Here is a 19947-nt window from a genome sequence, read left to right as displayed (position 1 = left end):
CTCTTGCGTGCCTAATCCTGGCCGCGTTCAAGCAGCGCGTCGAGCCGCAGGTCCGGATAGAGCGCGGCCACGTGTCGGACATCCTCGCCGAGTCGGGCAATCATCCAGTCGCGGACGTCGGCCACGATCGGCCGCAGCGGCTTGTCGCGCGAGCGCACGAACTGGCAGTGTCGGCCGGTGGTCCTCACTCGCGAGGCCGCCGGCACCAGCGCCTTCGTCCGCAGCCAGTGACAGGTGACGTTCAGCCAGCCGAGCGCCACCCCCTGGCCCAGCATCGCCGCCTGCACGACGATCGCATAGTCTGAAAAGATCATCGAGTTGGTCGCGGCGCCCGGATCGCCGGGAAAAAACACCTGCGACCAATCCGGCTGCACATCGCTGAGATCGATCAGGGACTCCGCGGGAGCCGCGCCGCCGGTGATCAAACTCCTCTGTCCGTCGCGATAGCCCGGACTGCAGATTGGCACCAGTATCTCCGGCATGATGTAGCTGGTCTCGTGGCGCTCGTCCGGCCCGTTGACGAAGCGCATGCCCAAATCAACATCGGTGACCGGCCCGGAAATCGCCGACATGATGAGTTGGAAGCGCAGTTCGAGCGAAGGGAAGGCCCGCTTGATCTCCGCCATGTGCGGCATGATCCAGTGCGTCGTGAAGCCGGTCGAAACAGAGAGCGTGACCGTCTCGACCCCGGCCTTGCGGTCCTCGATCTCGCGCAACGCATACTCGATGCCCGAGAATCCGCGAGAGATCGCCTCATAAAGGATGCGCCCGGCCTCGGTCAGCGTCACGCCGCCGGGCATGCGGTCAAACAAGGTAATGCCGAGATGCTCCTCCAGCCGGCCCATCATCCGGCTCACGGCAGCCGGAGTCACGTTGAGTTCTTCGGCGGCGCGGGCGAAATTGCCGCAACGCGCCGCGGCCTCGAAGGTGAAGAAGCCGTTCATGGAAGGCAGGGCGAGACGAAGCTTGCGCATTACATAATGTAATGCCGGCCGAATTTTTTTTCAATTGAAACGACAGCGGATCGTTGGTCTTCTGCAGTCCGTCGACGGCTCGGTGCGAGCCCACAAAATGTAAGCGCAAGTTGGTGGAGGACATGGCGGCCGCGGCAGCGGGCCGGCCGGCAAGCTCATCCTGAGAATGGAGGAGGCCCGCCTGCCGCAAGACCGGCCGCGAGGGGAGGGACGTCAAGAACGGGCGGCAGGTCAGCCCACAGGCATGAGATGGAAGTCAACATGATTACATGCCGTGAACCATCTCCTGGCAGACGGCTTCCATCAGGGTCTTCTCCAGATCTGCGGTCAAGCGTTTCCCCGAGCGGGCGATGTGGCAAATCTGCGGAAAGGCCGGAAGGCTGTGCTCGATCTCCATCAGGCCGGGCTCCAGATGCCGGCGGGCGATGACACCCACGCCCAGTCCGTGACGAATCCCCGCCGTGACGCCGTCGCGGCTCGGGCACTCCAAGACGATATTCAGGCTTCGGCCCGTTACGGCAAGCGCTTCCTGCGCCGCGCGACGGTAGAAGCAGTTTTCATCGAAGGACACGAACGGAATGCTGCTCTCAAGGGTGAAGGGATGATCGGTAGACTGCACCCAGATCAGGTCTTCCCGCCACAGCTCAAGGTCGTGCGGCTCCTTGTCGTGAACGAATATCTGCATCATGGCGAGATCGAGTTCTCCCGACCTCAGCCATTGCTCCAGGACGAGACTCTGCGCCACGCGAATTCTCAGAGAAACCCGTGGGTGCAGCCTGCGGAACCGGCCCAGCACGGCCGCCAGCCACTCGCTGGCCGCATCCTCCGTGGCGCCCAGCCGAACTTCGCCGGCGAGTTCGGACGATCGGAAATGAGCCGCCGCCTCGTCATGCAGGGCAATGAGGCGTTCGGCATAGGACAGCAGGCTTCGCCCCTCGGAGGTCGGAACGAAACCGCTGCTGCCCTTGAGGAGAATAGGGCGCCCGATGCGCTCCTCGAGCCGCGCCAGCTTATGGCTGATGGCCGACTGCGTCAGGTTCAGCTTGTGAGCGGCACGCGTGACACCGCCGAGTTCCAGGACGGTCTTGAACGCTCGGAGGGAGTCGATGTCGAGGCGCATGTCGATGACCATGACAAAATTCGATGCAGCCAATGAGAACATGTCATTTCTGTCATTTTGACAAGCCCGCTAGCGTTGGCTGGCGTTCTCAAAACCGGACAGGCATCCGATGAACCTCAGCGACTTCAAAATTCTCACCTTCGACGTTGTCGGCACACTGATCGATTTCGAGGCCGGCATACTCGACTATGTCCGTCCGATCGCCCGACAGGCGGGAGTGCGGCTCGACGTCGAGCAGATCCTGCTGAGCTATGGCAGGGCGGAAGGGATCGAGCACGACCGGACGCCCGGCTTGCCCTTCCCGCAGATGATGGCGCCGGCCTACCTGACGATGGCCGCAGAGCTGGGGCTTCCCACCGACAAGGCGACGGTGGAGGGCTTCCGGCTGTCCATTCCCGCCTGGCCAGCCTTTCCAGATACGGTCGATGCGCTGAAGCGCCTGCGGAAGCGCTATCGCCTCGTGGCGATGACCAATTCGGACAATTGGGCCCTCGGTCATTTCGCGCGGACGATGGAGCAGCCTTTCGACGACATGGTGACCGCCGAGGATGTCGGGACCTGCAAGCCCGATCCCCAGTTCTTCGCCTATGCCCGGGGACGTCAGAGCCCGCATGGTTACAAGCTGGAAGACTACCTCCATGTCGCGCAGAGCCAGTACCACGATATCGGCGTTGCCAAGCGCCTCGGGTATCGCACCTGCTGGATCGAGCGGCGGATGGGCAAGGAGGGTTTCGGCGGCTCGCCCGCGCCCGCCATCGTGACCGAGCCCGACTACCACTATGCGAGCCTGGTGGAACTCGCCGATGCGGTGGACCGGGAAGGGTGAACTCGATGCGCGCCCACCAACGAACCACGTGGGGGGCCGCCATCATCGGCGGCTCCGCCACGGCCCAACTATTCCCCTGAATTTTTTTGAAACGGGACAGCATGTCGAGGACGATTTCTCGCGACACGGTCGGGGTATCCATTCGGGCCGCTTCCAAATTCTACGGAAGCTTCCGCGCGCTCGACGAGATCAATCTCGAGGTCGCGCCGGGCGAATTCGTCTCGATCCTCGGGCCATCCGGCTCGGGCAAGACCACGCTGCTCGGCATTCTCGGCGGCTTCGTCCAGCCGACTTCCGGCTCGATCTTCCTCGGTGAGCGCGACATCACCCTCGAGCCGCCGCACAAGCGCGACATCGGCATCGTGTTCCAGAACTATGCGTTGTTCCCACACATGAACGTTGCGGAAAACGTGACGTTTCCGCTGCGCGCGCGGCGCATGCCGAAGTCCGAGTGGCCCGCAAAGCTCAAGGCGGCGCTCGACATGGTGGAACTCGGCGGCTTCGGCGAGCGCAAGATCCACGAGCTGTCCGGCGGCCAGCGCCAACGTGTCGCCCTTGCCCGCGCCATGATCTTCGAGCCGCGCCTCATCCTGATGGACGAGCCACTCTCCGCCCTCGACAAGCAGTTGCGCGAGACCATGCAGATCGAGCTCAAGCATCTGCATCGCAAGCTCGCCGCCACCATGATCTATGTGACGCACGACCAGCGCGAAGCTCTGACCATGAGCGATCGCATCGCCATCATGAACAGGGGCCAACTGGTCCAGGTCGATACGCCGGAGCGCCTGCACGACAACCCGGCGGATGCTTTCGTTGCGGGTTTCATAGGCGAGTCGACGCTGCTGCCGGTCCGGCGCATCGACGATCGCGCGGTCGATCTCGACGGCACGCGCCTCGTCTCCGCGCGGCCGGTGCCAAACGATCCTGAGCTGTTCCTCGTCGTCCATTCCGAGAAGCTCACCGTCGCCCCCGACGCCGTGCCCGGGACGCCGAACCTGCTGAGCGGCGTCGTGACCGAGACGCTCTACCAGGGGGAGAGCATCCGCATCTTCCTGCAACTCGACCGTGGTGCGCGGCTCAGCCTCAGGGTGCCGAGCAATCATCAGGGCCGATCGCTGCTGAAGGCGCCCGGCGAGCGCATCGCCGTCGCCATCCATCCGGACGACACCATCGTCGTTCCGCAAGCCCGCTGACCCGAATTCCCGATATCTGCCAAAAGGAACGAAGAAAATGAAGTTCACCGATTTCAAGGTCATGACGTTCGATGTCGTCGGCACGCTGATCGATTTCGAGGCGGGTGTCCTGGGCGCGGTGCGTGCGCTCGGCGGCCCGAAGGCCGCGGCGGCCAGCGATGACGAGATTTTCGAGCCCTACAAGCGCGGCCGCGACAAGTTCTATGGCCGCTCGTCCTTCGCGATGAAGGATGTCTATCTGTCGCTCGCCAATGAGTGCGGCTTCAACAATGACGAAGCCACCGCCGAGGCGTTCCAGCTCGCGGTGCTGCGCTGGCCGGCCTTCACCGATTCCGTCGAGGCGCTGCGCCGGCTCAGGAAGAACTTCCGGCTCATCGCCATGACCAATGCCGACCGCACCGCCTTCTCGGCCTATTCGGCGACGCTCGGCAACCCCTTCCACGACAGCGTCACCTGCGACGAAACCGGATGTGCCAAGCCCGATCCGCGCTTCTTCGCCTTCAACAAGGGACGCCAGTCGGCGCTCGGCTTCCAGCAGTCCGAAATCCTGCATGTGGCGCAGAGCCAGCACCATGACATCGGCGTGGCCAAGGCCGAGGGCTATGTCACCTGCTGGATCGAGCGCCGCCAGGGCCTGAAGGGTTTCGGCGGCACGCCGGATCCGAAGGTGCTGACCAAGCCGGACTTCCACTTCTCCTCGCTGAGGCAGCTCGCCGACGCGGTCGACGCGGAACTCGCCGCTGCGCGCGCCGCCGCCTGACATCGAGCGCAACCCTCATGGTCACCCGTCCCCACCCGGTCGAAATCGACTCCCTCTGGCGGGCGACCTCGGTCGCCCGGCCGGAGATCAGCAGGCTGTCGGGCGACCACGCCTTCGACGTCGCCATCATCGGCGGCGGCTATACCGGGCTTTCCACCGCGCGCTATCTCGCCAAGGCCGGGCTGTCGCCGGTGGTGCTCGAAGCGAACCGCATCGGCTGGGGCGCGAGCGGGCGCAACGGCGGCGTCGTGTCCGGCAAGTTCCGCGTCGGCTTCAAGGATATCGCCGCGCGATACGGCCTCGATACCGCCCGCAGCATGCATGATCTCGGCCTTGAGGCCGTCGAGCATGTCGGGAAACTCGTCGAGGAACTCGGCATTGAGGGGGCGGATTACCGGGCCTCCGGCTCGCTGCGCTGCGCCCACAATGCCCACACGTTCGACGTGCTGAAGAGCGAGGCGAGTTGGCTGCGTGAGGCGCTGGGCGATCGCGGAATATCGATCCTGAGCGCCGGGGAGGTGGCGTCGGAGACCGGCTCGCGCGGGTTCACAGGCGGCATGCTCAGCACCCATGGCGGGGTCATCCATCCGCTGAATTTCGTCCTCGGGCTGGCCGCCGGGCTGAAGGCCGAGGGGATTGCCATCCATGAAGATACGCCGGTCATCCGCTTCGGGCGCGACCGCGCGGGCGTGATCGTGGAGACGCCGGGCGGGCGCATCACCGCGCGCCAGCTCGTCATCGCCACCAACTCCTATTCCGACCTGACGCCGGCGACAGCCGCTGTGCGCAAGGCGATCATCCCGTTCCGCTCGGCGATGATCGCCACCGAGCCGCTGGCCGGCACGCCGGGCGCGGGACTGCTCGCCACCGGCCGCAGCTATACCGAGACGCGGCGCATGATGCGCTGGTTCCGGAAATCCGGCGATCGCCTCCTCTATGGTGGGCGCGGCGCCTTCGGTAAGACCGACACGGAATCAGCCTTCGCCGCGCTGGAGAAGGCCATGCGACGCCAGTTTCCCGAGCTCGCCGCCGTGAAGGTGGCGCACCGCTGGTCGGGCCTGGTGGCGATGACGCTCGACAGCCTGCCGCATCTCGGGCGGCTCGACGACCGGGTCGTCTATTCGGTTGGCTACAACGGCACCGGCGTGGCGCTCGCCTCCGGCATCGGCCGTCACGTCGCCGCACTGGTCACCGGCGGCAAGCCGGATCTCGGCCTGCTGACGCGGCAGCCGCTGCATCCCATTCCCTTCTACGGACTGCGCGAACCCGCCGTGCGCCTGGTCGCAGGCTGGTACCAGTTCCTCGATGCCATAGGGCGATGACGCGCCGCGATCATCGCCTCACTAACGCAAGCGGCCGACAAAATAACCTAGAGGAGAATCGGAATGCGCGTGACACTCTCGATCCCGATGATAACGGCAGCGCTGCTGCTGTCGGCCGCGGCCGCCTCGGCCGAACAGATCACCTTCGTCTCTCAGGGCGGGGCCTATCAGGAGGCCCAGACCAAGGCCATCCTCGATCCGGTCGCTAAACTGCTGGGCATCACCGTCAACCAGGACTCCTCGCCCGACGCCTGGCCGGTGCTGAAGACCCAGACCGCGACCGGCAAGCCGGTCTGGGACGTGATCGACACGCCGACCAAGGACTGCATCCGCGGCGGCGAGCAGGGCATGATCGAGAAGCTCGACTTCTCGAAGGTGCCCAACGCCGCCGACATCCCTGCCGAATACAAGACGGCCTATTCGGTGCCGTATGAGTTCTATTCGTCGGTTCTTGCCTTCAACAAGAAGAAGTACGGCGAGAACGGGCCGAAGAGTTGGGCCGATTTCTGGGACGTTAAGAAGTTCCCGGGCACGCGGGCGCTGCGCAGCCATCCGATGGCCACGCTCGAGGCCGCGCTGCTGGCCGACGGCGTGCCGGCCGACAAGCTCTACCCGCTCGATGTCGACCGCGCCTTCAAGAAGCTGGAGGAACTGAAGCCCCACGTCACCGTGTGGTGGACGTCCGGAGCCCAGTCGGCGCAGCTGCTGGCCGATGGCGAGATCGACATGGAAATGGCCTGGAACGGCCGCGTTACCGCGGTGATCAAGGAAGGCGCGCCGGTCGGCTACACCTTCAATCAGGGCTTCCTGCAGGAAACCTCGCTCTGCATCCTCAAGGGCGCTCCGAATCTTGAGACCGCCTACAAGTTCCTGAACGCCGCCATCTCGGCCGACATCCAGGCGAACTTCCCCGCCTATATCGATTACGGCCCGGGCAACCCAGCCGCCTACAAGACCGGGAAGATCTCGCCCGAGCGCGCCGCGCAGATGCCGAGCTCGCCAGAGAATGCCGCCAAACAGGTGCTGATCTCGGTGGCGTGGTGGAGTTCGCCGGCCGGCGAGGAGGCGCAGAAGCGCTGGGCGTCGTTCATCCAGAAATAGCCGGCGCTCCCAGCGAGGAGGTTTCCATGTCGATGTCACCCATCAATCCATCGGTCGCGCATGACCGGCGCGAGCGCCGCCTGGTCCTGCTGCTGCTGGCGCCGGCGCTGGTCGTTGTCGGCTGCCTGCTGGTCGTGCCGCTCGGTTGGCTGGCCTGGCAGTCGGTGCGGCAGGAAGGCGGGTTCACACTGGCCCACTACGCCCGTTTCCTCACCGACGACGTCTACTGGATGACCTTCCTCCAGACGTTCCGCATGGCCTTCATCGTGACGGCCGCGGCCCTCATCCTCGGCTACCCCGTCGCCTATGTGGCGGCGGGGGCTTCCCGGCGCTGGAGCATCTTCATCCTGGCGATGGTGGTGCTGCCGTTCTGGACCAGCGTGCTCGTGCGAGCCTATGCCTGGCTGATCCTGCTGCAGCGGCGCGGCCTGGTGAATTCGGCGCTGACCGACCTCGGACTGATCGACGCCCCGCTCACCCTGGTCAACAACGAGTTCGGCACCATCGTCGCCACCGTGCACATCCTGCTGCCCTTCATGGTGCTGCCGCTCTACGCGACCATGCAGAAGATCCCGCCCGAGCTGACCATGGCGGGGTCGAGCCTCGGCGGCACGCCGCTGCACGTGTTCCTGCGCGTCTTCCTGCCGCTGTCGCTGCCCGGCGTCGTGGCCGGCATGGTGCTGGTCTTCGTGCTGACCCTCGGCTTTTACATCACGCCGGAACTGCTCGGCGGTGGCCGGACCTACATGGTCTCGATGCTGGTCTCGCGGAACATCGAGGTTTACAACGAATGGGGCGCGGCCTCCTCGATCAGCGTGGTGCTTCTCGCCTGCGTGTTCTTCATCTTCCGCATCGCCAGCCTCGTGATCCCGTTCGAGCGCATCATGGGAGCACGCTGATGACACTCCCGAAGATCCTGCTGCGCGTCTTCGTGGGCCTCGTCCTGCTGTGGCTGATGATCCCCATCGTCATCATCGTGCCGATGTCCTTCTCCGGCGCGCGTTTCCTCGCCTTTCCGCCCCCCTCCTGGTCGCTGCGCTGGTACGAGGCCTATCTCGCCAGCCCCGCCTGGATGCAGGCGACGCGCGTCAGCCTCACCGTCGCGGTGTCGAGCGCCGTCATCGCCACGGTGATGGGGACCGCCGCGGCCTATGCGCTCAACCTTGCCAATTCGCGGCTGGTGCGCAGCCTGCAGGTGGTGCTGATGCTGCCACTGGTGGTGCCGATCGTGATCACTGCGGTGGGCGTGTTTCTCGTCTATGCCAATGTGGGCCTGCTCGCGACCATGACCGGGCTGATCCTCGCCAACGTCATGCTCGGCCTGCCCTATGTCATCACTTCCGTGCTGGTGGGCCTGAGGAAGTTCGACCCGGCGCAGGAGATGGTCTCGCGCAGCCTCGGCATGAATCGGCTGCGCACCTTCTTCATCGTGACGCTGCCGCAGATCCGCCCGAGCGTGATCACCGGGCTGCTGTTCGCCTTCATCTCGGCGCTTGATGAGACCGTGGTGGCGCTGTTCATCTCCGGTGGCCAGTACCAGACGCTGACCAAGCGCATGTTCACCGCCCTGCGCGACGAGATCGATCCGACCATCGCGTCGATCAGCACGCTGCTCACGGCGGTGTCGTTCCTCGTGGTCATGCTGGTCGCGCTCAGCGCGCGCCGCGAACACAGGCAGAACGCGGCCTCATGAATACCGATACATTGATCCTCGGCGGCGGGTCGGCCGGCTGCGTGCTGGCTGCCCGTCTTTCCGAAGACCCGCATCGCGACGTCATCCTGATCGAGGCCGGCCGCGACGTCTCGGCGGGCGACATTCCGCCCGACGTGCGCGCGCGCTATCCCGGCCGCGCCTATCTCGACACGTCCAACATCTGGAGCGGCCTCAACGCCTTTATGGGCGGCGCGGCGCGCAATGCCGGCCGGCGGCCGCGCCGCTACGAGCAGGCCCGGATTCTCGGTGGCGGTTCCGCCATCAATGCGCTGATGGCCAATCGCGGCGCGCCCGGCGATTATGACGAATGGCAGGAACTCGGCGCGGAAGGCTGGGGGTGGGAGGCCTGCCTGCCGGTGTTCCGTGCCATGGAGGCCGATCGCGACTTCGACGGCCCGCTGCATGGATCAGACGGCCCGCTGGTCCTGCGCCGCATCGGCGACGCGCAGATCTCACCCTTCGTTGAGCGGGTGATGAAGACGCTGGATTCGCGCGGCCATCCGATCCGGCTCGACCAGAACGGGCCATGGGAGGACGGCACCTTCCGCGGCGTGGTGGCGGTGGATGATCGCGGCGAGCGCCAGCCCACCTCGCTCGCCTATCTGACGCCGGAAGTGCGGCGACGTCCCAATCTGAAGATCCTCGCCGGCCATGTCGCAACCCGGCTCTTGTTCGAGGGCGCGCGTGCCATCGGCGCCGAGGTTGACGCCCCCGGCGGCGAAGCGCTCGCCATCGCGGCCCGGCGCGTCGTGCTCGCAGCCGGCGCGATCCACTCGCCCGCGCTGCTGCTGCGCTCCGGCATCGGACCGGCGGAGGAATTGCGCGCGCTCGGCATCCCGGTGGTGCGCGACCGGCGGGGCGTCGGCCGCAACCTGATGGAGCACCCTTCGATCGCGGTCGCGACCTGGCTGCCGCCCGGATCACGCGAGCGCAATCCGGGCGAGCACCACGAGCAGGCGATCTGGCGCTATTCCTCCGGCTTGTCCGGAACGCCGGCCGGCGACATGCACGCCGCGCTGCTGTCGCGCGCCGGCTGGCACTCGGTGGGGCTGCGGACCGGCAGCCTGTTCTTCTGGGTGAACAAATCCTATTCGCGCGGCTTCCTGCGTCTCGCCTCGAGCGACCCTGCCGTCGAGCCCGAGGTCGATTTCCGGATGCTGAGCGACGAGCGCGATCTCGTCCGCCTGAAGTCGGCGCTCCGCATGGGGGCGGAAGCGCTGCTCGATCCAGCTATGGACGGTTTCCGCGATGTGGTGTTCCCCGCGAGCTATACGCCGCGCGTCGCGAAGATCGCGGTGCCCGGCGCCTGGAACGCGGTGCAGCGCGGCGCGTTGTCGGCGCTGCTCGACATCGCCGGCCCGCTACGGGCGGCACTCATCCGCGCGGTCGTGACGCAGGGCATCACCCTCCGCGGGCTATTGTCCGACGATGATGCGCTCACCGACTTCGTGCGGACGAATGTCGGCGGCACCTGGCACCCTTCCGGCACCTGCCGCATGGGCCGGGCCGACGATCCGCAGGCCGTGACCTCGCCCAGGGGGAGGGTGCTCGGCGTGGAGGGCTTGAGCGTCGCCGACGCCTCGGTGATGCCGTCCATCCCCCGCGCCAATACCAATATGCCGACCATCATGATCGCCGAGCGCATCGCCGCCTTCATGCGCGGCGGACGTTGAGCGCATCGATCTTTCCTCTTGAGTAGCGGACCGGTCTCCATGAGCAATCTCGTCGTCTTCGATATCGCCAATCCCGGCATGCCGGAGCTGAGCAAGGCCGCCCCGGATCGGCTGATCGCCGGCGATCCGAGCTACCGCACCTGGGAGATGGCGGCGGCAGGCCAGGGCGGGATCCGCACCGGCATCTGGGAAGCGACGCCCGGCATCACCCGCTCGATCAAAGGGGAGACCTGGGAGTTCTGCACCATCCTGTCCGGGACGATCATCCTGACGGAAGAAGGTGGCGCCGCCCGCCGCCTCACCGCCGGCGATACGTTCGTGATGCGTCCCGGTTTCGTCGGCACCTGGGAGACGCTGGAGACGGTGCGCAAGCTCTGGGTCACGGTGTCCTGACCAGCACGATACGGGACCCCGCCATGGCGCTGCTCTATATGGCCGACCCCATTCGCGGTGACGTCTGGCGACGGATGCTCGCCGAGCGCGCCCCGGAGCTGGACGTGCGGTTATGGCCCGAAGTCGGCGACCCCGGCGAGATCCGCTGGCTGGTCGCCTGGGAGCCACCTGAGGAGCCGCTTGCCGCGTTTCCCGCGCTCGAGATCATCTTCTCCATTGGCGCCGGCGTCGACCAGTTCGATCTGAAGAGCATCCCGCCGCGCGTGCCGGTGGTGCGCATGATCGAGCCCGGCATCGCCGAGGGCATGATCGAATACGCCGTCATGGCGGTGCTGGCGCTTCACCGCGACCTGCCGGCCTATGTCAACCAGCAGCATCGCCGCCTCTGGCAACCGATTCCCGCGCGTCCCGCCACCGAACGCCGCGTCGGCGTGATGGGTATGGGACGGCTCGGCCGGGCGGTGCTGGAGCGGCTCGCGCCGTTCGGCTTCCCGCTGGCCGGCTGGAACCGGTCGCCGCGCGAACTGCCAGGCGTGGAGAGCTTCGCCGGCGCCGCCAGCCTGCCGGCCTTCCTGGCACGCACCGACATACTCGTCTGCCTGCTGCCGCTCACAGAAGACACCCGAGGCCTGCTCGACCGGCGCTTGTTCGCCGGCCTGCCCAAGAGCGCTGCGCTGGTGAATGTCGGCCGCGGCGGGCATCTCGTGGCCGACGATCTGCTCGCCGCCCTCGACGACGGCACGCTGTCGGCAGCGGTGCTTGATGTCGCCGAACCGGAGCCGCTGCCGCCGGACCATCCGTTCTGGAACCATCCCCGCATTGTGCTGACGCCCCACATCGCAAGCCAGACCCGCCCCGAGAGCGCGGCCCTTGCCGTTCTCGACAATCTCCGCCGCCATGCCGCGGGCGAAGCGCTGAACGGCATCGTCGACCGTGCTCGCGGCTATTGAAGGAAGCCTGCCAATGACCGCGACCGCTGCCTCGGGCCTTGCGCTCGACGATCCGGACCTCCTCCTCGAGGCCGCTCTTATCGGGGGGCGCTGGTGCGCGGCTGATGACGGCGCGACGCTCGCTGTCGAGGATCCCGCGACCGGACGGGAGGTTGGGAGCGTGCCGGCGTGTAGTGGCGCCGAGACGCGGCGCGCCGTTGCGGCGGCCGAACTCGCCTTCACGAGCTGGCGCCGCGTGCCTGCGGCCGAGCGGGCGCGCCTGCTGGAGCGCTGGCACGATCTCATCCTGGCCAATGCCGCCGATCTCGCTCGCATCATGACCGCCGAGCAGGGCAAGCCGCTCGGCGAAGCCGAGGGCGAAGTACGCTACGGCGCCTCCTTTGTGAAATGGTTCGCCGAGGAGGCGCGGCGTATCTATGGCCGTACCATTCCCGCGCCCGCCGCCGACCGCCGCATCCTGATGCTGGAGGAGCCCATTGGCGTCACTGCGGCGATCACGCCATGGAACTTCCCGATCGCCATGATCACCCGGAAATGTGCGCCGGCGCTGGCTGCCGGGTGCACGATGGTCGTCAAACCCTCCGAGCTCACGCCGTTCTCCGCGCTCGCCTTGGCGCGGCTTGCCGAGCGGGCGGGCATTCCAGCCGGGGTCATCTCGGTCGTCACCGGCCTGCCGGTCGCCATCGGCGACGAACTCACTTCCAATCCGATCGTCCGCAAGATCTCCTTCACCGGCTCGACCCGGGTGGGCGCCCATCTCATGCGTGCCTCGGCGACGACGCTGAAGAAGCTCAGCCTGGAGCTCGGCGGGAATGCGCCCTTCATCGTCTTCGACGACGCGGATCTCGAACTCGCGGTCGACGGCGCCATGGCCTCGAAGTTCCGCAATGCCGGGCAGACCTGCGTGTGCGCCAACCGCATCCTCGTGCAGGCCGGCATTCACGACGCCTTCGTCGCACGGCTCGGCGAGCGCATCGCCGGCCAGGCGGTCGGTCCTGGCACGGAAGCTGGTATCGCCATCGGGCCGCTGATCAATGCCGCAGCAACCGCGAAAGTCCGCGCCCATGTCGCCGATGCGCTGGCAAAGGGCGCGCGCGCGGCGGCGCGGGCCGAGAGCGGCCTCGACGAAGAGCGCTTCATCGCGCCGCTGCTTCTCACCGGTGCCACCACGGACATGCTGATCGCCAATGAGGAGACCTTCGGTCCCGTTGCGCCGATCTTCCGTTTTGAGAGCGAAGCGGAGGCGGTCGCCATCGCCAATGGCACGCCCTTCGGCCTCGCCGCCTATTTCTACACCGAGGACATGCACCGTGCCTGGCGCGTCGGCGAGGCTCTGGAGTTCGGCATGGTCGGGCTCAACACCGGCTCTGTCTCGATGGAGGTGGCTCCGTTCGGCGGAGTGAAGCAGTCGGGCCTCGGCCGCGAGGGCGGCTATCTCGGCATTGCCGAGTACCTCGAACCCAAGTCCTTCCACATAAGCGGGCTGAAACTCGCGCCGCCGGCATGATGGCGGCCGTTCCATCCCACCTACCCGCAGGAGACCACGACATGGCCGAACGACGCTACCGCATCGCCGTCATTCCCGGCGATGGCATCGGCAAGGAAGTGATGCCGGAAGGCGTGCGCGTGCTGGAGAAGGCCGCTTCGCTCTATGGCTTCACCATCGAGCAGACCTGGCACGAGTTCGCCTGCTGCGACTGGTACGCCCGCCATGGCGAGATGATGCCGACGGACTGGAAGGAACGGATCGGCTCCTCCGACGCCATCCTGTTCGGTGCGGTCGGCTGGCCCGATACCGTGCCTGACCATGTCTCGCTCTGGGGCTCTCTGCTTCAGTTCCGCCGCGAGTTCGACCAGTACGTCAATCTGCGGCCGGTGCGGCTGATGCCCGGCGTGCCGTCGCCGCTGGTCGGCCGCAGGCCGGGCGACATAGACTTCTGGGTGGTGCGTGAGAACACCGAGGGCGAGTACACCTCGATCGGCGGCCGGATGTATCCGGGCACCCCGCGAGAGATCGTGGTGCAGGAAACCGTGATGTCACGCCACGGTGTGGACCGGGTGCTGAAATATGCCTTCGAGCTGGCGATGCGGCGCCCCGACAAGCATCTCACCTCCGCCACAAAGTCGAACGGCATCGCGATCACCATGCCCTATTGGGACGAGCGCGTCGACGCCATGAAGGCGGCCTATCCGGAGGTGCGTACCGACAAGTACCACATCGATATATTGACGGCGCAGTTCGTCTTGAACCCCGATCGTTTCGACGTGGTGGTAGCCTCCAACCTGTTCGGTGACATCCTCTCCGATCTCGGGCCCGCCTGCACCGGCACCATCGGCATTGCACCCTCGGGCAACATCAATCCGGACCGCAGCTTCCCTTCGCTGTTCGAGCCGGTGCACGGCTCGGCGCCGGACATAGCCGGCAAGGGCATCGCCAATCCGCTCGGCCAGATCTGGTCGGCAGCGATGATGCTCGATCATCTTGGCGAGCCGGCCGCCGCCGCCGCGATCGTCCGGGCGATGGAGCGGGTGCTTGCTGAGCCTCACGCCCGCACCGGTGACATTGGCGGCAGCGCGAATACCGCCACATGCGGCGAGGCGGTAGCCGCGGCACTCGAGTGACCTACAAACATTGGGTCATTCGCTAGCGAGTACCGGGAATTGGAGCCGCCAAAGCCGCATCCAATTCCGTCCCGCTTCTAAGCCGTGGTCGGCTTCCAGAAGGTAGCCGGCCTCCACCCCGACGGCGTCGTCGGCCCGAAAACCGAGGCCGCCCTCAGGTGGCGATGGAGGCGCCTGCCGCCGTCGCCACGCCGGCGCCGCCACGGCAGAGCATGAGCATGATCGCCGCCACGCTGATGAGCCGCGAGGCGCCCAAGCTGACGGCTTATTGCGACACCAAGAGCATCTGAACCATCGGCATCGGCCACACCGCCGCCGCCGGCGCCGATCCCCCATGCCCAGCCTCACGATCACGGCCGCCGAGGCGGACGCTGTCTTCGCCGCGACCTGATCCCGTATGAGGCCGGGTGCGCGCCGCGATCAAGGTGGCGTGGCTGATCACCAGTTCGATGCGCTCACCTTGGTTTGCTACAACATCGGCACTGGTGCCTTCGCGGGTGCGACCTTCGTGAAGCGGATCAATGCGGGCGAGAGCCCGGCCCGGATCCGCGCCGCCATCCCGATGTCGCGCAAGCCGCCCGAGATCCTGTCCCGCCGTACCGGCGAGGCGGATCAGTTCGCCACCCTCTATACCGCAGCCTTGCCTAAGGCTCGCGTCGCGTGACGCGCGGCCGGTGGAGCGGGAACCGTCCGCGTGAGTCCCGCGTCTGCATGTCGCCTAGCGCCTTTTGGGGAACTACTTATATACCTATGGCGCAGGACAATTACGTTTTCTGCTGGGGAACTGGACGTGTCGCAGCCGTAGCCGCTGCGTCATTGGGGGAACAAGAGCATGGCGGTCTTCACGACCAGCAATAACGCGTGGGTTGATAATCTCGGTTCCGGCATGTTCATCGTCAACACTCCCGTTGACGAGACCACCGTAAGTCTGACTACCGTGCCCGCTGACGCGGACAGCTTTGTGGTCGGCTCTTACGTAGACGTTCCCGGGTGGCCGGCATCTACCTTCGTCTACCAGGGGTACGGCACCGACGGGGTCTATCTAAGCAACGCCTCGACTGGGGAGTATATCTACTTCGCAAATACGTTTCTTGCCGGTGGAGATATGCTCTTCGACTTCGTCAATGACGACTTCACACCCTGCTTCCTCGTCGGCACGCGCATCGCGACTCCCGAAGGTCCGCGCGCTGTGGAGGACCTCGCCATTGGCGATGCCATCCTCACCATCACCGGTGAGACCCGCCCGGTAAAGTGGATCGGGCGCAAGACCGTCGTATCCATCTTCGCCGATCCGCTGCTTTCCTATCCGATCTGTATTGCGGCTGGCGCGCTTGGCGAGAACGTGCCGACGCGCGATCTCTTTGTTTCGCCCGATCACGCACTGCTGATCGACGGCGCGCTGGTCCAGGCCGGCGCGCTGATCAACGGAACCACCATCGCTCGGGTCGAGCACCCGGAGGAGCGCTTCACCTACTTCCACATCGAGCTTGACGACCATTCGCTGATCCTCGCAGAAGGTGTACCGGCCGAAACGTTCGTCGACAATGTCACGCGCCGCCGCTTCGACAACTATGCGGAGTTCGAGGCGCTGTACGGCACCGACAACAAGGTGATCCCGGAGATTGACCTGCCGCGGGTGAAGTCGGCCCGGCAACTACCGTCCACCCTGCGTGCCCGGCTCGAAGCGCAAGCGACCGCCACCTTAGCCGCCTGACGGCATTCATCTTCCCTCAGACCGACCAAGGCCCCGCCGCAAGCGGGGCCTTTCCATTTTGGAGAGCCACCATGTCCAAGCCAGCCGATAAGCTCGTCAATGCCGTCGCGGACGCCGTGGCGAGCGTCATCGAATCTCTGGCGACTGATACGCCCGCCGCCGATGCCCCCGACCGGGCGGCGCAGGTGGTACTCTCGCCCGCCGTCCGGCACGTGGCGCCATGATGGAGCACGCCACCAACACCGAGCCTTGGTACCAGAGCCGCCTCACGCCCGGGCGCCATAGGGGCTGTGGCCGAGAGCTCTAAAAGGTCGAGTCAGTCGATGTAACGATGCGGAAGGGTCTTTCCGATGGCGGGAAACAGGTCGTGCGTCGACATCCGCCACTGGTCCGCAAGTTCCTCAAGCGGGATGGCGACATCGCCCGAACGGCCAAGGAGGACCACCTCGTCGCCGACCTGCGCGTCCGGCACATCCGTCAGGTCCACGCGCAGCAGTTCCGAATGCGAGGGGCCGAGCAGCGACACCCGCTTTCCGCAGATCAGCACTGTTGCGTTCTGCGGCATGGATCTGGGGAAGCCATCGCTCCAGCCGAATGGAATGAGACCGAGGCGCATGTTCGGGCGGAGCGTCAGAAAGGGCGCCCGAATGATGTTATCCGTCGGCGCGAGCGTACGCACCATGACAAGGCGGCTCTTCAATCCCACCAGCGCAGGCTTCCAGCTCGCGTGGCGCTCGGCCACCGACGGAAAGGACATGCCGACCACGAGTCGTCCCGGATCCACCGCGTTCAGATCGGCGTTCGGATGGCCCAGAACGATCGCCGAGCTGGAGGCCATGCGGATCGGCACCTGGATGCCTACCGCCGCGATGGCGGCGAGCGCCCGGTTGATCGCATCAAGCTGGGCGAGAGTGTAGGACTCGTCGTCGAAGCCGTAGCTCGTCATCGGGTGGCCATAGACCCCCGCCAGGCGAAGACGACGGCTCTCCGTGATCGCGCGCGCAATCGCCGCGGCCTCGTGCGGGAAAGCGCCGGCCCGGAAGCCACCGCCGTCGATCTTCAGGAAAACCGGCAGGCAGTGGCGGGCCGCGCGATCCCAGAGCGCGACGTCCTCCAGCGTGGAGAGGGTGGGCATCAGTTCGGCCTGTTCCAGCAACGGCGCGCTGTCGGGCAGGCAGGTGGGATAGAGCAGGATCGGGCGTTTGATGCCGGCGGCGCGGCAGGCGAGGGCGCTGTCGATGTTGCCGAACGCGAAGCCGTCGACGCCTTCCGCCTCGGCCCGCCGCGCGACTTCCACAGCGCCGCAGCCGCTCGCGTCGCCCTTGAGGCACATATAGATCGCGACCGCCGGATCGATCAGGTGGCGCAGCTGGCGCACATTGTGAGCGACGGCGCCGAGATCGATCTCGCACCAGGTCGGGCGCAGGGGGGCGGACATCGAGGTGAAGGCCTGGATGGAGGACGGCGCGCTCACAGCCGGCTCCCGGCGCGGTAGCGCTGCATGAAGCTGCGCAGGCGTTCGTGAGCGGGCGTCTCGAAGATGGCCTCGGGCGTCCCGCTCTCGATCAGCCGGCCATCCGCCATGAAGGCGACCGAGGTCGAAACCTCGCGTGCGAACGCCATTTCATGGGTCACGATCATCATCGTGATGCCGTCGGCCGCCAGCGAGGTGATGACGTCGAGCACCTCTCCCACCAGTTCCGGGTCGAGGGCGGAGGTCACTTCGTCGAGCAGAAGCAGGCGGGGCTGCATGGTGAGCGCCCGGGCGATCGCCACCCGCTGCTGCTGGCCGCCCGAAAGCTCGGAAGGATAGCGGTGGCGCTTGTCGGCAAGGCCCACCCGCTCCAGCAGCGCGAGCGCGCGCTCGCGCACCTGGGCCGGCGCCTCGCCATGGACGCGGCACGGGGCAACGGTCAGATTCTCCAGCACGTCGAGATGCGGGAACAGGTTGTAGTGCTGAAACACCATGCCGACCTGCGCCCGAAGCGCTGCGATCTGCCGGTCCGATTTGCGGCGTCGTCGTCCATCGGGCAGTTGCTCGACGCCGACGCTTTCGCCGGCGATGGTGATCAAGCCCCGCTCATAGGTTTCGAGGTAGTTCACGCAGCGCAGCAGCGTGGTCTTGCCCGAGCCGCTGGGGCCGATGAGGGAGAGCACGTCCCCGGCGGCGACGGTGAGGCTCACTTCCTTGAGGACGTCGACGGCGCCGAACGACTTGCCCACCCGGTCGATGACGACCAGCGGCTCGGAGATGGCGGGGGAGGTGAGGTCAGACATAGCGCATCTTCTTTTCGACATGGCGCCCGATCCGCGAGATCGAGAAGCAGATCACGAAATAGAACGCGGCGACGGCCAGATAGGCGGGGAGTATCTCCATGGTCCGCTCCCCGATCTCCCGGCCGGCGGCGACCAGTTCCCAGCCGCCGATGGCGGACACCAGCGACGTGTTCTTTACCGCAACCAGAGCGACGTTCAGGAAGGGCGGGAGGCTGAGGCGCCGCGCCTGTGGCAGGATCACGATGGTGAATAGCTGGACGCGCCGCATGCCCAAAGCCCGGCCGGCATCCCACTGCGTGCGCGGGACCGCTGCCAGCGCCGCCCGGAACACCTCGGCCGCATAGGCGGCGAAGTAGAGGCCGCCGATCAGCACCACGACCAGCCAGAGCGGCAGGTCGAGGCCCAGATAGGGCAGGCTGAAATAGCTGCCGATCAGCAGCACCAGCAGCGGCACGCCGCGTGCGGCCAGCCCATAGGCTGCCGCCAGAAGACCCAGCGGCCGCCAGCCATACAGACGGAGCAGGGCGAGCAGCATGCCGGCGACGGTGGCGACCGCGATCATTCCGAAGGACAGCCCGACCGTCACCAGCGCGCCCTGCGCGAGGTACAGCGCGGAGGAGATCAGCAGGGCGGACGTCATCACGAGACCCTCACCGGATAGCGCCATTCGACGAGCTTCAGCACGCCGGCGACGCCCGCGCTGATGGCGAGATAGATCAGGGCGACCGTTGCGAAGGTCTCGTAGGGCGCGGCGCTGCGGTCCAGCAGCAGCTTGCTGGCCTGGGTCAGTTCGGCGACCGCTATGGTCGAGGCGACCGAGGTGTCCTTGACGATGATGATGAGCTGGTTGCCGAGCGGCGGCAGGACGCGGCGAAGCGCCTGCGGCAGCAGGATGACCCTGAGCGCCAGGCCGGGCATCATGCCCAGCGCCAGTGCCGCCTCCCGCTGGCGCGGATGGATCGACTCCAGCCCCGCGCGGTAGATCTCGCCGATATAGGCGCTGTTCTGCAGCGACATCGCCAGCACGGCGGAGGTGAATGCCGACATGTGGACGCCAAGCGTCGGCAGGCCGAAATACAGCACGAAGATCTGCACGAGAATGGGCGTGTTCCGCATGATCTCGACGAAGCCGGTGCCGACATGGCGGAGCGGCGCGTAGCGGCTCATGCGGAGGAAGGCCACCACGCCGCCACCGAGCGTGGCGCCGAGCAGGGCGCCGATGGCGAGGGCGACGGTCATCGCCGCTCCCTCCATCAGCAGGGGTGCGTTGTTGAGGATAAAGGCGAGATTCATGGACGGGCGCTCGTG

The 19947-nt window shown here is 66.4% G+C and carries 23 protein-coding genes; 17 read left to right on the top strand and 6 right to left on the bottom strand.

What is annotated here, in order from left to right:
- Window positions 1–11 precede the first annotated feature (11 nt).
- Window positions 12–974 (bottom strand): LysR family transcriptional regulator, encoded by a 963-nt coding sequence (locus J2X65_RS22445; protein WP_310206149.1) that lies wholly within the window; start codon window positions 972–974, stop codon window positions 12–14.
- 265 nt (window positions 975–1239) lie between these two features.
- A complete protein-coding gene (locus tag J2X65_RS22440; RefSeq protein ID WP_310206145.1) occupies window positions 1240–2106 on the bottom strand; it encodes a LysR family transcriptional regulator in 867 nt (288 codons plus the stop codon).
- Between the two features lie 97 nt (window positions 2107–2203).
- Between J2X65_RS22440 and J2X65_RS22435 the strand changes: the two genes are divergently transcribed.
- The 17 genes from J2X65_RS22435 (at window position 2204) to J2X65_RS22360 (ending at window position 16586) form a co-directional block, all read left to right on the top strand.
- Complete coding sequence (locus J2X65_RS22435) at window positions 2204–2920, top strand: HAD-IA family hydrolase (RefSeq protein ID WP_310206142.1); 717 nt, start codon at window positions 2204–2206, stop codon at window positions 2918–2920.
- Between the two features lie 101 nt (window positions 2921–3021).
- A complete protein-coding gene (locus J2X65_RS22430; RefSeq protein ID WP_310206139.1) occupies window positions 3022–4113 on the top strand; it encodes an ABC transporter ATP-binding protein in 1092 nt (363 codons plus the stop codon).
- Between the two features lie 37 nt (window positions 4114–4150).
- Complete coding sequence (locus J2X65_RS22425) at window positions 4151–4873, top strand: HAD-IA family hydrolase (RefSeq protein ID WP_310206136.1); 723 nt, start codon at window positions 4151–4153, stop codon at window positions 4871–4873.
- Between the two features lie 17 nt (window positions 4874–4890).
- The gene (locus J2X65_RS22420; RefSeq protein ID WP_310206133.1) at window positions 4891–6195 is read left to right on the top strand and encodes an FAD-binding oxidoreductase; all 1305 of its coding nucleotides are present in this window, start codon (window positions 4891–4893) and stop codon (window positions 6193–6195) included.
- A 63-nt stretch (window positions 6196–6258) separates the two neighbouring features.
- Window positions 6259–7296, top strand: a complete 1038-nt coding sequence (locus J2X65_RS22415; RefSeq protein ID WP_310206130.1) for an ABC transporter substrate-binding protein — start codon at window positions 6259–6261, stop codon at window positions 7294–7296.
- Window positions 7297–7322: 26 nt separating this feature from the next.
- On the top strand, window positions 7323–8195 hold the full coding sequence (locus tag J2X65_RS22410; RefSeq protein WP_310206127.1) for an ABC transporter permease: 873 nt from the start codon (window positions 7323–7325) through the stop codon (window positions 8193–8195).
- Window positions 8195–8989 carry an ABC transporter permease gene (locus J2X65_RS22405; RefSeq protein WP_310206123.1) on the top strand — a complete coding sequence of 265 codons (795 nt, stop codon included), beginning with the start codon at window positions 8195–8197 and terminating at the stop codon, window positions 8987–8989. The genes J2X65_RS22410 and J2X65_RS22405 overlap by 1 nt, the downstream gene beginning before the upstream one ends.
- Entirely contained in the window at window positions 8986–10683 is a 1698-nt protein-coding gene (locus J2X65_RS22400; protein WP_310206120.1) for a GMC family oxidoreductase N-terminal domain-containing protein, read from the top strand. The genes J2X65_RS22405 and J2X65_RS22400 overlap by 4 nt, the downstream gene beginning before the upstream one ends.
- A gap of 39 nt (window positions 10684–10722) precedes the next feature.
- Complete coding sequence (locus J2X65_RS22395; RefSeq protein WP_310206116.1) at window positions 10723–11076, top strand: cupin domain-containing protein; 354 nt, start codon at window positions 10723–10725, stop codon at window positions 11074–11076.
- A 23-nt stretch (window positions 11077–11099) separates the two neighbouring features.
- Window positions 11100–12026: a glyoxylate/hydroxypyruvate reductase A gene (locus tag J2X65_RS22390; protein WP_310206113.1), complete on the top strand. Its 927-nt coding sequence runs from the start codon at window positions 11100–11102 to the stop codon at window positions 12024–12026.
- Between the two features lie 13 nt (window positions 12027–12039).
- Window positions 12040–13533 carry an NAD-dependent succinate-semialdehyde dehydrogenase gene (locus J2X65_RS22385; protein WP_310206111.1) on the top strand — a complete coding sequence of 498 codons (1494 nt, stop codon included), beginning with the start codon at window positions 12040–12042 and terminating at the stop codon, window positions 13531–13533.
- Window positions 13534–13574: 41 nt separating this feature from the next.
- Window positions 13575–14648, top strand: coding sequence for a tartrate dehydrogenase (locus J2X65_RS22380; protein ID WP_310206109.1), 1074 nt, complete (start codon window positions 13575–13577; stop codon window positions 14646–14648).
- Between the two features lie 84 nt (window positions 14649–14732).
- Complete coding sequence (locus tag J2X65_RS27025; protein ID WP_404977783.1) at window positions 14733–14864, top strand: peptidoglycan-binding protein; 132 nt, start codon at window positions 14733–14735, stop codon at window positions 14862–14864.
- Entirely contained in the window at window positions 14807–14938 is a 132-nt protein-coding gene (locus J2X65_RS22375; protein ID WP_310206106.1) for a hypothetical protein, read from the top strand. The genes J2X65_RS27025 and J2X65_RS22375 overlap by 58 nt, the downstream gene beginning before the upstream one ends.
- Before the next feature lie 140 nt (window positions 14939–15078).
- The gene (locus J2X65_RS22370) at window positions 15079–15312 is read left to right on the top strand and encodes a glycoside hydrolase family protein (protein ID WP_310206103.1); all 234 of its coding nucleotides are present in this window, start codon (window positions 15079–15081) and stop codon (window positions 15310–15312) included.
- A 168-nt stretch (window positions 15313–15480) separates the two neighbouring features.
- Window positions 15481–16362, top strand: coding sequence for a Hint domain-containing protein (locus J2X65_RS22365; RefSeq protein ID WP_310206100.1), 882 nt, complete (start codon window positions 15481–15483; stop codon window positions 16360–16362).
- A 71-nt stretch (window positions 16363–16433) separates the two neighbouring features.
- Window positions 16434–16586, top strand: a complete 153-nt coding sequence (locus J2X65_RS22360; protein ID WP_310206097.1) for a hypothetical protein — start codon at window positions 16434–16436, stop codon at window positions 16584–16586.
- 92 nt (window positions 16587–16678) lie between these two features.
- Here the strand turns inward: J2X65_RS22360 and alr are convergent, their stop codons facing one another.
- The 4 genes from alr to J2X65_RS22340 are packed head-to-tail and all read right to left on the bottom strand — an operon-like array spanning window position 16679 to window position 19932.
- A complete protein-coding gene (alr, locus tag J2X65_RS22355) occupies window positions 16679–17836 on the bottom strand; it encodes an alanine racemase (RefSeq protein WP_310206094.1) in 1158 nt (385 codons plus the stop codon).
- Window positions 17833–18639 (bottom strand): amino acid ABC transporter ATP-binding protein, encoded by an 807-nt coding sequence (locus J2X65_RS22350; RefSeq protein ID WP_310206091.1) that lies wholly within the window; start codon window positions 18637–18639, stop codon window positions 17833–17835. The genes alr and J2X65_RS22350 overlap by 4 nt, the downstream gene beginning before the upstream one ends.
- The gene (locus tag J2X65_RS22345) at window positions 18632–19279 is read right to left on the bottom strand and encodes an amino acid ABC transporter permease (RefSeq protein ID WP_310206088.1); all 648 of its coding nucleotides are present in this window, start codon (window positions 19277–19279) and stop codon (window positions 18632–18634) included. Before J2X65_RS22345 ends, J2X65_RS22350 begins: the two co-directional genes overlap by 8 nt.
- Window positions 19279–19932 carry an amino acid ABC transporter permease gene (locus J2X65_RS22340; protein ID WP_310206085.1) on the bottom strand — a complete coding sequence of 218 codons (654 nt, stop codon included), beginning with the start codon at window positions 19930–19932 and terminating at the stop codon, window positions 19279–19281. Before J2X65_RS22340 ends, J2X65_RS22345 begins: the two co-directional genes overlap by 1 nt.
- Window positions 19933–19947 lie beyond the last annotated feature (15 nt).

The organism is Ancylobacter sp. 3268 (assembly GCF_031456575.1).
GTDB lineage: Bacteria > Pseudomonadota > Alphaproteobacteria > Rhizobiales > Xanthobacteraceae > Ancylobacter.
This window is presented reverse-complemented; position numbering and strand designations above follow the sequence as displayed.